General features: G+C 56.2%; 9 protein-coding genes and 1 tRNA gene. All 10 read left to right on the forward strand.

Features of this window, described 5'->3' with window-relative positions; all coding sequences use genetic code 11:
• The coding region (locus ACQ4WZ_RS26595; RefSeq protein ID WP_495542715.1) for an EF-Tu C-terminal domain-related protein at positions 1-169 on the forward strand (169 nt) is incomplete at its 5' end.
• Between the two features lie 66 nt (positions 170-235).
• Positions 236-311 (forward strand) — tRNA-Trp (locus ACQ4WZ_RS26600).
• A 32-nt stretch (positions 312-343) separates the two neighbouring features.
• Positions 344-727 (forward strand): preprotein translocase subunit SecE, encoded by a 384-nt coding sequence (secE, locus tag ACQ4WZ_RS26605; RefSeq protein WP_035823944.1) that lies wholly within the window; start codon positions 344-346, stop codon positions 725-727.
• Positions 727-1,353: a transcription termination/antitermination protein NusG gene (gene nusG, locus ACQ4WZ_RS26610; protein ID WP_034753130.1), complete on the forward strand. Its 627-nt coding sequence runs from the start codon at positions 727-729 to the stop codon at positions 1,351-1,353. Before secE ends, nusG begins: the two co-directional genes overlap by 1 nt.
• 114 nt (positions 1,354-1,467) lie before the next feature.
• The gene (gene rplK / locus ACQ4WZ_RS26615; RefSeq protein WP_034753131.1) at positions 1,468-1,902 is read left to right on the forward strand and encodes a 50S ribosomal protein L11; all 435 of its coding nucleotides are present in this window, start codon (positions 1,468-1,470) and stop codon (positions 1,900-1,902) included.
• Entirely contained in the window at positions 1,902-2,597 is a 696-nt protein-coding gene (gene rplA, locus ACQ4WZ_RS26620) for a 50S ribosomal protein L1 (RefSeq protein WP_100875274.1), read from the forward strand. The genes rplK and rplA overlap by 1 nt, the downstream gene beginning before the upstream one ends.
• A 319-nt stretch (positions 2,598-2,916) precedes the next feature.
• Positions 2,917-3,459 (forward strand): 50S ribosomal protein L10, encoded by a 543-nt coding sequence (rplJ, locus tag ACQ4WZ_RS26625; protein ID WP_436574869.1) that lies wholly within the window; start codon positions 2,917-2,919, stop codon positions 3,457-3,459.
• A gap of 67 nt (positions 3,460-3,526) precedes the next feature.
• On the forward strand, positions 3,527-3,898 hold the full coding sequence (gene rplL, locus ACQ4WZ_RS26630) for a 50S ribosomal protein L7/L12 (RefSeq protein ID WP_010394320.1): 372 nt from the start codon (positions 3,527-3,529) through the stop codon (positions 3,896-3,898).
• A gap of 244 nt (positions 3,899-4,142) precedes the next feature.
• The gene (rpoB, locus tag ACQ4WZ_RS26635; protein WP_101483554.1) at positions 4,143-8,249 is read left to right on the forward strand and encodes a DNA-directed RNA polymerase subunit beta; all 4,107 of its coding nucleotides are present in this window, start codon (positions 4,143-4,145) and stop codon (positions 8,247-8,249) included.
• Positions 8,250-8,358: 109 nt separating this feature from the next.
• Positions 8,359-12,600: a DNA-directed RNA polymerase subunit beta' gene (gene rpoC / locus ACQ4WZ_RS26640; protein ID WP_101483555.1), complete on the forward strand. Its 4,242-nt coding sequence runs from the start codon at positions 8,359-8,361 to the stop codon at positions 12,598-12,600.
• Positions 12,601-12,725: the final 125 nt, after the last annotated feature.

Consider the following 12,725-nt stretch of genomic DNA (forward strand, 5'->3'; position numbering starts at 1 on the left):
TGGTTCGATCGAGTTGCCAGCAGACAAAGAAATGGTTATGCCAGGCGATAACGTGTCGATCACCGTCAAGCTGATCAACCCGATCGCGATGGAAGAAGGTCTGCGCTTCGCTATCCGTGAAGGCGGTCGTACCGTCGGCGCCGGCGTGGTTGCAAAAATCCTCGCATAAGGAAATGTTATGCTTCCACCCGGGGCGTCCTGGGTGGTAGAATAGCACTCCTCGAAAGTTTTACGTAGGGACGTAGCTCAATTGGCAGAGCGTCGGTCTCCAAAACCGAAGGTTGGGGGTTCGATGCCCTCCGTCCCTGCCACCGTCAAGGTGCAGGGCACCGAAAGTAGAAAAATGTCAAATCAATCCGTGCAAACCGTTAGCACGTCGAGTGACAAGATAAAAGTCGCGCTGGCAATAGTGGCTGCGATTGCAGGAGTAGTCGGGTTTTATTACCTGGCAGGCCAACCAGCTCTGGTGCGTGCAAGCGCGCTTGTGGCTGGTTTGGTTATTGCTGTTGCACTCTTGTATATCTCGACGACCGGCCGTGAATTTCTCAATTTCGCCAAAGAAGCTGTGCGCGAAACCAAGAAAGTCGTTTGGCCTACCCGCAAAGAAGCCACGCAGATTACTGCGATCGTGTTTGCCTTTGTGCTGGTCATGGCGATTTTCCTGTGGGGCACGGATAAATTGCTCGAGTTTTTGTTGTATGACGTAATTCTGGGTTGGAAAAAATAATGAGCGAAAATGTGCATGATGAAGCGGCGGACGAGTCCGTTCCGGGCGACGCTCCGGTAGCGGATACTGGTGCAGCGCTGAGCGTGCCAGTGAGCAGCAAGCGCTGGTATGTCGTGCATGCTTATTCCGGCATGGAAAAAAGCGTCATGCGCGCACTGACCGAGCGCATCGAGCGCGCGGGCATGCAAGACCAGTTCGGCCAGATCCTGGTGCCGATCGAAGAAGTAGTCGAAGTCAAGAATGGTGTGAAGTCCGTCACCGAACGTCGTTTCTATCCTGGCTATGTGCTGGTTGAAATGGAAATGACGGACGAGAGTTGGCACTTGGTCAAGAACACCAGCAAGGTTACCGGCTTTATCGGTGGCAAGTCGAACAAGCCGACGCCGATTTCCGCGCGCGAAATCGACGGCATCATGAAGCAGATGCAAGAAGGTGTTGAAAAGCCCCGTCCAAAAACCTTGTACGAGGTGGGCGAGCAGGTACGCATCAAGGATGGTCCGTTCACCGATTTCAACGGCAATGTCGAAGAAGTCAATTACGAGAAATCCAAAGTGCGCGTCTCGGTCACCATCTTCGGCCGCGCTACTCCGGTGGAGCTCGAATTCGGCCAGGTCGAAAAAGTTTAAGTTGTATCAGCGCCACCAGGAGCGTCGCGGCAGTCTCAGCGAAATCCGGTCAGAGGAGCCCCGCCAGGGTAGGATCGGCGGGGCGCTACTACTCAATCCAAGATAGGAGCCATCATGGCAAAGAAAATCATTGGTTTTATCAAGCTGCAAGTACCAGCTGGTAAAGCAAACCCATCCCCACCAATCGGTCCAGCTCTGGGTCAACGTGGTCTGAACATCATGGAATTCTGCAAGGCCTTCAATGCACAGACCCAAGGTCTGGAGCCAGGCATGCCGATTCCAGTCGTGATCACCGCGTTTGCGGACAAGTCCTTCACGTTCGTGATGAAGACGCCTCCAGCAACCTACCTGATCAAAAAAGCTGCTGCGATCACCAAAGGTTCGCCGAAGCCACATACCGACAAAGTCGGTACGCTGACCCGCGCACAAGCTGAAGAAATCGCTAAATTGAAAACCCCTGATCTGACCGCTGCCGACATGGATGCTGCTGTACGCACCATCGCTGGTTCCGCTCGTTCGATTGGTATCACGGTGGAAGGTGTTGTATAATGGCTAAGTTATCCAAACGTATCAAGGCTTTGAAAGCCAAAGTCGACCGTACCAAAGTGTACGCTTTCGACAACGCTGTCGCTCTGATCAAAGAGTGCGCAACGGCCAAGTTCAATGAATCGATCGACGTATCGGTACAACTGGGTGTTGATCCTAAGAAATCCGACCAAGTGGTGCGCGGCTCCGTCGTGCTGCCAGCTGGTACCGGCAAAACCGTACGCGTTGCAGTATTCGCGTCGGGCGAAAAAGCAGAAGCTGCTAAAGCAGCTGGCGCCGACATCGTTGGTATGGAAGACCTGGCTGAGCGTATCAAAGCCGGCGACATGCCTTTCGATATCGTTATCGCTTCGCCAGATACCATGCGTATCGTTGGTACCCTGGGTCAGATCCTGGGCCCACGCGGCATGATGCCTAACCCGAAAGTTGGCACTGTTACTCCTGACGTCGCTACCGCCGTGAAAAACGCGAAAGCCGGTCAAGTTCAGTACCGTACCGACAAATCCGGTATCATCCACGCTACCATCGGCCGTAAATCGTTCGCTGACGCAGATCTGAAATCGAATCTGGTCGCACTGATCGACGCACTGAACAAAGCCAAGCCAGCATCGAGCAAAGGCGTGTACCTGCGCAAAGTTTCGCTGTCGTCGACCATGGGCGCTGGCGTCCGTGTTGACCAGGCTAGCCTGGCAGCTTAAGTAAAGAATCAAGTCCTGTGGCGCCTCCGGGCGCTGCGGGCGCATCTTTGGGCTGTCTGCCCGGTGTTCGCACCAGGCAGGCAGACAATCAAAGACCGTTGGGCCGACTGCGATCGCACATGCAGAAGGTTAATAGGCTTGCCGGCAACGGCAAGTGCCCAACGCAGATGGTGTACCCGAACAAGTTTTGTAGTCCTCATGCTGCGTGAATCCATCCGCTCAGTTTAGTACTTCTTGACTTCGGACGCCGTGTTCGAACCGATGCAAGGCGCTCAACCACTCGGTTGTGATTGCCGAACATCATTTAAGGAGGTTGACCGTGAGTCTCAATCTGAATGACAAAAAGGCCGTCGTCGCCGAAGTTTCCGCACAAGTAGCAAATGCGCAAACGATCGTCGTGGCCGAATATCGTGGCATCCAGGTTGGTCACTTGACGCAACTGCGTGCTAAAGCGCGTGCCCAAGGCGTGTACCTGCGTGTGTTGAAAAACACTCTGGCTCGTCGCTCCGTTGAAGGTACCGCATTCGCCAGCCTGGCAGATGCCATGACCGGCCCGTTGATCTACTCGATCTCGGCCGATGCCGTTGCAGCAGCTAAAGTCATCGCTGACTTCGCTAAAACCAACGACAAACTGGTCATCAAAGCAGGTAACTACGCAGGCAAGCCGCTGGATACAGCTGCTGTCACCGCGTTGGCGAGCATTCCTAGCCGTGAAGTCCTCATTTCGCAGTTGTTGGGCGTTATGCTGGCTCCGGTTTCGGGCTTTGCACGTGGTCTGGCTGCCCTGGCAGCGAAAAAAGGCGAAGGCGCCGAAGCTCCTGCAGAAGCAGCAGCAGCAGAAGAAGCCCCAGCAGCCGCTTAATTGCGTGCGCTTTTTTCTCTCAGTACCAATCTGATGTAACTAACGTAATAAATTTAGGAGTTTCAAAATGGCAATTAGCAAAGACGATATCCTGGAAGCAGTTAGCGCCATGTCCGTAATGGACCTGAACGACCTGGTTAAAGCATTCGAAGAAAAATTCGGCGTGTCCGCAGCAGCTATGGCTTCGGCCGGTCCTGCAGCAGGCCCAGCAGCAGCTGCTGAAGAGCAAACCGAATTCAACGTCATCCTGGACAGCTTCGGCGCAAACAAAGTTGGCGTCATTAAAGCAGTTCGCGAAATCACCGGTCTGGGCTTGAAAGAAGCTAAAGACCTGGTCGATGGCGCACCAAAAACTGTGAAAGAAGCAGTGTCGAAAGCTGACGCTGAAGCAGCACAGAAGAAACTGGTAGAAGCCGGCGCAACCGCTTCGATCAAGTAATATCTGTACCGGCGGCAGTTAGCGCCCGAGTCAAAGTCTGAGGTTTCCCCTCGCAAGGGGGGAAATCCGACTTTGGCTCCTTTGTCGTCTGCATCGTATTTGTCATGTAGTTGTAGCAGCAGTTTTTATTCGATTCAAGCCGGAAAGCAGAGCCTTGAGGTTTCGTCTGTGTCACACGCAGCGGTGCAAACGAACACTTGCAAAACCTGAATTTTCTATCCTTTCTGTCACTCACGGAGTGTCCATGCACTACTCATTTACTGAGAAGAAACGCATTCGCAAATCATTCGCGAAGCGCGCCAACGTTCACCACGTTCCGTTCCTGCTGGCGACCCAGCTCGAGTCTTATCATAGCTTCTTGCAAGAGGACATAGCACCGTCTGGCCGCAAGAATGATGGCCTGCAGTCGGCTTTCACTTCGATTTTCCCTATCGTTTCGCACAATGGTTTTGCGCGTCTCGAATTCTTGTCGTACGTTTTGGGCGATCCTGCCTTTGACGTCAAAGAATGTCAACAACGTGGCCTGACGTTCGCGTCGCCGCTGCGCGCGAAAGTGCGCCTGGTGATTCTGGACAAGGAATCGCCAACCAAGCCTGTCGTCAAGGAAATGAAAGAACAGGAAGTCTACATGGGCGAATTGCCGCTCATGACGACCACCGGTTCGTTCGTGATCAATGGCACGGAGCGGGTTATCGTTTCCCAGTTGCACCGTTCGCCTGGCGTGTTCTTCGAGCACGACCGCGGCAAGACTCACTCGTCCGGTAAACTGCTGTTCTCCGCGCGTATCATTCCTTACCGCGGTTCGTGGCTGGACTTCGAGTTCGACCCGAAAGACATCCTGTTCTTCCGCGTCGACCGCCGCCGCAAGATGCCAGTGACGATCCTGCTCAAAGCCATCGGCATGTCGCATGAGCAAATCCTGGCCAATTTCTTTGTCTTCGACAATTTCAACCTGCGCTCCGAAGGCGCGGAAATGGAATTCGTCGCCGAACGTCTGCGCGGCGAAGTGGCGCGCTTTGACATCGTCGACAAGTCGGGCAAGACCCTGGTGCTGAAAGACAAGCGTATCAACGCCAAGCACGTGCGTGATATCGAAGCTGCCGGCATCAAGCACATTTCCGTACCGGAAGACTACCTGCTGGGCCGCGTATTGGCGAAGAACATCGTCGATGGCGACACCGGCGAAGTCGTCGCCTCCGCGAACGATGAGCTGACCGAAGACCTGTTGGGCCGCTTGCGCGATGCCAACATCAGCGAAATCCAAACGTTGTACACCAACGACCTGGATCAAGGCGCCTATATCTCGCAAACCCTGCGTATCGACGACACCGCCGACCAGATGGCTGCGAAAGTGGCGATCTATCGCATGATGCGTCCAGGCGAACCGCCAACGGAAGACTCCGTTGAAGCGCTGTTCAATGGCCTGTTCTACAACTCGGACCGCTACGACCTGTCGGCCGTGGGCCGCATGAAGTTCAACCGCCGCATTGGCCGCGATGAACTGACCGGCGCCATGACCCTGTCGAACGAAGACGTGCTGGCCGTGATCAAGATCCTGGTGGAACTGCGCAATGGTCGCGGCGAAGTCGACGATATCGATCACCTGGGTAACCGTCGCGTACGTTGCGTAGGCGAACTGGCTGAGAATCAATTCCGCGCCGGCCTGGTGCGTGTTGAGCGCGCCGTCAAGGAACGCCTCGGCCAAGCCGAAGCGGACAACCTGATGCCGCACGACCTGATCAACTCGAAGCCGATTTCGGCTGCGATTCGCGAGTTCTTCGGTTCGTCCCAGCTGTCGCAGTTCATGGACCAAACCAATCCTCTGTCGGAAATTACCCACAAGCGCCGCGTATCGGCTCTGGGACCCGGCGGTCTGACACGCGAACGCGCTGGCTTTGAAGTGCGCGACGTGCATCCGACCCACTACGGCCGCGTCTGCCCGATCGAGACACCGGAAGGTCCGAACATTGGTCTGATCAACTCGCTGGCTCTGTATGCCCGCCTGAATGAATACGGCTTCCTGGAAACCCCGTACCGCAAGGTCGAAGGTTCCAAGATTACCGATCAGATCGACTACCTGTCCGCCATCGAAGAGGGTCGCTACATCATCGCTCAGGCGAATGCGACCATCAGCGATGAAGGTACGCTGTCCGATGAACTGGTCTCGGCCCGTGAAGCCGGCGAAACCATCCTGGTATCCCCGGAGCGCATCCAGTACATGGACGTGGCGCCAGGCCAGATCGTTTCCGTCGCTGCCTCGCTGATTCCGTTCCTCGAACACGATGATGCAAACCGTGCATTGATGGGCGCCAACATGCAACGCCAGGCTGTGCCTTGCTTGCGTCCTGAAAAAGCGCTGGTCGGTACCGGTATCGAACGCACCGTTGCGGTCGACTCGGGCACCACCGTGCAAGCCTTGCGTGGCGGTATCGTCGATTACATCGATGCGGGCCGTGTCGTGATTCGCGTCAACGATGACGAAGCTACCGCTGGTGAAGTGGGCGTCGACATCTACAACCTGATCAAGTACACCCGTTCGAACCAGAACACCAACATCAACCAGCGTCCTATCGTGCAGGTGGGCGACCGTGTTGCCAAGCGCGACGTGATCGCCGACGGCGCATCGACCGACCTGGGTGAATTGGCTCTGGGCCAGAACATGACCGTGGCGTTCATGCCATGGAATGGTCTGAACTTCGAAGATTCGATCCTGATCTCGGAAAACGTCGTCAAGGACGACCGCTACACCTCGATTCACATCGAAGAGTTGTCGGTTGTTGCCCGTGACACGAAGCTGGGCGCGGAAGAAATTACGCGCGACATCTCGAACCTGGCTGAAAATCAGCTGGCACGTCTGGATGAATCCGGTATCGTTTACATCGGCGCTGAAGTACAAGCCGGCGACACCCTGGTCGGTAAAGTGACGCCTAAAGGCGAAACCCAGCTGACCCCGGAAGAGAAGCTGCTGCGCGCGATTTTCGGCGAAAAAGCGTCGGACGTAAAAGATACTTCGCTGCGCGTGCCTTCGGGCATGATCGGTACCGTGATCGACGTCCAGGTCTTCACCCGTGAAGGCATCGTGCGCGACAAGCGTGCCCAGCAAATTATCGATGACGAACTGAAACGTTTCCGTCTGGATTTGAACGACCAGATGCGTATCGTTGAAGGCGATGCCTTCCAGCGTCTGGAAAAAATGCTGATCGGCAAAGTTGTCAACGGCGGTCCTAAAAAGCTGGCCAAAGGCGCCAAGATCACCAAGGAATACCTGGCCGATCTGGACAAATACCACTGGTTCGACATCCGCCCTGCGGACGACGATGCAGCGGTAGCGCTGGAAGCGATCAAGGAATCGATCAACGAGAAGCGTCACCAGTTCGATCTGGCCTTCGAAGAGAAGCGCAAGAAACTGACGCAAGGCGATGAGCTGCAACCAGGCGTGCAAAAAATGGTCAAGGTGTACCTGGCCGTGAAACGCCGCCTGCAGTCGGGCGACAAGATGGCCGGTCGCCACGGTAACAAGGGTGTGGTTTCCCGTATTGTTCCTGTGGAAGATATGCCATACATGGCCGACGGCACGCCAGCCGACGTTGTGCTGAACCCGCTGGGCGTTCCTTCGCGGATGAACGTTGGTCAGATTCTCGAGACTCACTTGGGCTGGGCTGCCAAGGGTCTGGGTATCCGCATCGGCGAAATGCTGAAGGCGCAAACCAAGGTCGAGCAAGTGCGCAAGTACCTGACGACGATCTACAACGAGAATGGCCGCGCGGAAGATCTGGACAAGTTTGATGATGAAGAGATCATGAAACTGGCCGAGAATCTGAAAAAAGGTGTGCCATTCGCCACGCCAGTGTTTGACGGCGCGAACGAAGAAGAGATCCGCCGCATGCTGGACCTGGCGTATCCGGACGACATCGCCAAGAACCTGGGCATGACCCCGTCGAAGAACCAGGTGACCATGTATGACGGTCGCACCGGTGAAGCATTCGAGCGCAAGGTCACTGTCGGCGTCATGCACATGCTGAAACTGCATCACTTGGTTGATGACAAGATGCATGCACGTTCGACCGGTCCTTACTCGCTGGTGACGCAACAGCCGCTGGGTGGTAAAGCCCAGTTCGGTGGTCAGCGTTTCGGTGAGATGGAAGTCTGGGCACTGGAAGCGTATGGCGCGTCGTATGTCTTGCAAGAGATGTTGACCGTCAAGTCCGATGACGTGAATGGCCGTACCAAAGTGTACGAGAACCTGGTCAAGGGCGATCACGTGATCGACGCCGGCATGCCGGAATCGTTCAACGTGCTGGTCAAGGAAATCCGTTCGCTGGGTATCGATATCGACCTCGAACGCAACTAAAAGACAGCCACCTGTCATTTGGTTTGGGAAACACAAAGCCCGGCTGGGAAACCACGCCGGGCAATGTAGTCTCAGGAATATAGAAATTTAATCACCTCTGGAGTGATACATGAAAGCACTGCTCGATCTATTCAAGCAAGTACAGACCAACGAGACCTTCGATGCAATCAAGATCGGTCTCGCTTCGCCTGAGAAAATCCGTTCGTGGTCCTACGGCGAAGTCAAGAAGCCGGAAACCATCAACTACCGTACCTTCAAGCCTGAGCGCGATGGCCTGTTCTGCGCCAAGATCTTTGGCCCGATCAAGGATTACGAATGCCTGTGCGGCAAGTACAAGCGCCTGAAACACCGCGGCGTGATCTGCGAAAAGTGCGGCGTCGAAGTCACGCTGGCCAAGGTGCGCCGCGAGCGCATGGGCCACATCGAACTGGCCTCGCCTACCGCGCACATCTGGTTCCTGAAGTCGCTGCCGTCGCGTCTGGGCATGGTCCTGGACATGACCCTGCGGGACATCGAACGCGTGCTGTACTTTGAAGCATACGTCGTGACCGATCCGGGCATGACCCCGCTGAAGAAGTGCCAGATCATGTCGGAAGACGACTACGCCGCCAAGTACGAAGAGTACGGCGACGACTTCACCGCCTTCATGGGCGCCGAAGGTATCCGTGAACTGCTGCGCTCGATCGACATCCACCGCGATGCCGAAACCCTGCGCGTGGAACTGAAGGAATCGAAATCCGAAGCCAAGATCAAGAAATACGCGAAGCGCCTGAAAGTGCTGGAAGCGTTCCAACGTTCGGGCATCAAGCCTGACTGGATGATCATGGAAGTGCTGCCAGTGCTGCCGCCGGAACTGCGTCCGCTGGTACCGCTGGATGGTGGCCGTTTCGCGACCTCGGATCTGAACGATCTGTATCGCCGCGTCATCAACCGTAACAACCGTCTGAAACGCCTGATGGAGCTGCGCGCTCCAGAGATCATCACGCGCAACGAAAAGCGCATGCTGCAAGAAGCAGTCGATTCGCTGCTGGACAATGGCCGTCGCGGCAAAGCGATGACCGGCGCCAACAAGCGTCCGCTGAAATCGCTGGCAGAGATGATCAAAGGCAAGGGCGGCCGTTTCCGTCAAAACTTGCTGGGCAAACGCGTCGATTACTCCGGTCGTTCGGTCATCGTCGTGGGCCCGCAATTGAAACTGCATCAGTGCGGCTTGCCGAAACTGATGGCGCTGGAACTGTTCAAGCCATTCATTTTCAATAAACTGGAACTGATGGGTCTGGCGACCACGATCAAGGCAGCGAAAAAGCTGGTCGAGATCCAGGAGCCGGTCGTGTGGGACATCCTGGAAGACGTGATTCGCGAACATCCGATCATGTTGAACCGCGCACCTACGCTGCATCGTCTGGGTATCCAGGCGTTCGAGCCAGTCCTGATTGAAGGCAAGGCCATCCAGTTGCACCCACTCGTCTGCGCGGCATTCAATGCCGACTTTGACGGTGACCAAATGGCGGTCCACGTTCCTCTGTCGATCGAAGCGCAGATGGAAGCACGCACCCTGATGCTGGCATCGAACAACATCCTGTTCCCATCGAACGGCGAACCGTCGATCGTGCCGTCGCAGGATATCGTGCTGGGTCTGTACTACGCGACCCGCGAAGCGATCAATGCGAAGAACGAAGGGATGATGTTCCCTGACGTTTCGGAAGTGATCCGCGCCTACGACAACAAGGAAGTCGAACTGACGACCCGCGTTACCGTGCGTATTACCGAATACCCGAAAAACGCCGAAACGGGCGAGTTCGAGAAAACGGTTACCCGCTACGAAACGACGATCGGCCGTGCGATCCTGTCGGAAATTCTGCCTAAAGGCTTGCCGTTCTCCGTCCTGAACCGCGCGCTGAAAAAGAAAGAAATTTCCAAGCTGATCAACACGTCGTTCCGCAAGTGCGGCCTGCGCGCCACGGTGGTGTTCGCAGACAAACTGATGCAATCGGGTTTCCGCCTGGCGACACGCGCCGGTATCTCGATCTGCGTCGACGACATGCTGGTACCGCCTCAAAAAGTTACCCTGATCGCGACGGCCGAATCGGAAGTCAAGCAGATCGAACAGCAATACGCCTCGGGTCTCGTGACCGCCGGCGAGCGTTACAACAAGGTAGTCGATATCTGGGGCAAAACCTCGGATGAAGTCGGCAAGGCCATGATGGACCAGCTCAAAGTCGAAGACGTGATCCGCCGCGACGGCACCAAGTCGACGCAAGAATCGTTCAACGCCATTTACATGATGGCCGACTCCGGCGCGCGCGGTTCCGCAGCCCAGATTCGCCAGTTGGCCGGTATGCGTGGTCTGATGGCCAAACCGGACGGCTCGATTATCGAAACGCCGATTACCGCGAACTTCCGCGAAGGTCTGAACGTTTTGCAGTACTTCATTTCGACCCACGGCGCTCGTAAAGGTCTGGCCGATACGGCGCTGAAAACGGCTAACTCCGGTTACCTGACGCGTCGTCTGGTTGACGTGACGCAAGATCTGGTGGTGATCGAGGACGATTGCGGCACCATGAACGGCGCCGTCATGAAGGCACTGGTCGAAGGTGGTGAAGTCATCGAACCGTTGCGTGACCGTATCCTCGGCCGCGTGGTGGTGCATGACGTCGTCAATCCTGAAACCCAGGAAACGCTGTACGAAGCCGGCACCCTGATGGACGAAGACATGGTCGAAGAGATCGAGCGTCTGTCCATCGATGAAGTCAAGGTCCGCACGCCACTGACTTGCGACACGCGTTTCGGCCTGTGCGCCAAGTGCTATGGCCGCGACCTGGGCCGCGGCATGCTGGTTAACGCCGGCGAAGCCGTCGGTGTGGTGGCAGCGCAGTCGATTGGTGAGCCGGGTACCCAGCTGACCATGCGTACGTTCCACATTGGTGGTGCGGCTTCGCGTGCAGCAGTGGCATCGTCGGTGGAAGCCAAGTCGAACGGTACCATCCGCTTCACGGCAACCATGCGTTACGTGACGAACGGCAAGGGCGCGCAAATCGTCATTTCCCGTTCCGGCGAAGTGCTGATCACCGACGACCATGGCCGTGAGCGTGAGCGTCATAAAGTACCGTACGGTGCGACCCTGATCGTCAAGGACGGCATGGTCATCAAGGCCGGTACGGCCCTGGCAACGTGGGATCCGCTGACCCGTCCGATCATTACCGAATACGCCGGTCAAGTGCGTTTCGAGAACGTCGAAGAAGGCGTCACCGTCGCCCGTCAGGTCGACGAAGTGACCGGTCTGTCCACCCTGGTGGCGATCGATGCGAAACGTCGCGGTTCGCTGACGAAAACGTTGCGTCCGCAAGTCAAGCTGATCAACGACGCGAACGAAGAAGTCAAGATCGCCGGCACCGAACACTCGGTGGCGATCGGCTTCCAGGTCGGCGCGCTGATTATGGTGAAAGACGGTCAACAGGTATCGGTTGGTGAAGTGCTGGCACGTATTCCTACCGAATCGCAAAAAACGCGCGATATTACCGGTGGTCTGCCACGCGTTGCGGAACTGTTCGAAGCGCGCTCGCCGAAAGATGCCGGTATGCTGGCGGAAGTCACGGGTACCGTTGCGTTCGGTAAAGAAACCAAGGGCAAGCAGCGTCTGGAAATCACGGACATGGACGGCAACAAGCATGAGTTCTTGATTACCAAGGACAAACAAGTGCTGGTGCATGACGGCCAAGTCGTGAACAAGGGCGAGATGATCGTGGACGGCCCTGCCGATCCGCAAGACATCCTGCGCCTGCTGGGTATCGAAGCACTGGCACGTTACATCGTTGACGAAGTGCAAGACGTGTACCGTCTGCAAGGCGTGAAGATCAATGACAAGCACATCGAAGTGATCGTGCGTCAGATGCTGCGCCGTGTTCAGATCGTCAATGCCGGCGACACCAACTACATCGTTGGCGAGCAGGTAGAGCGTTCGGAACTGCTGGACGAGAACGATCGCATGGCTGTTGAGAACAAGATTCCAGCGACCTACGAAAACGTCTTGTTGGGTATTACCAAGGCATCGCTGTCGACCGATTCGTTCATCTCGGCCGCATCGTTCCAGGAAACCACCCGCGTGCTGACCGAAGCGGCGATCATGGGCAAGCGCGATGGTCTGCGCGGCCTGAAAGAGAACGTCATCGTCGGCCGTCTGATTCCTGGCGGTACGGGCCTGGCCTTCCACCGCGCACGCAAAGAGAAAGAAGCGTGGGAAGTGGAAGAGCGTCAAGCACTGCTGCTGGCCGAGAAAGCCTCGATGGCTGGCGAAGCTGCCGAAGCGCTGCAAGATATCGAAAGCCAGCAACACCACGGCGACGAAGCGTAATTTACGCTGTCAGCTGACAAGAACGGCACCTTCGGGTGCCGTTTTTTTTATGCCTTACGGCGCCTTTCCACCGCACACGCAAGGAGAAGGCGGCGAGGGAAGTGGCGGAGTTTCAAGCCCCGCTG

Source organism: Janthinobacterium darwini (assembly GCF_051380905.1).
GTDB lineage: Bacteria > Pseudomonadota > Gammaproteobacteria > Burkholderiales > Burkholderiaceae_D > Janthinobacterium.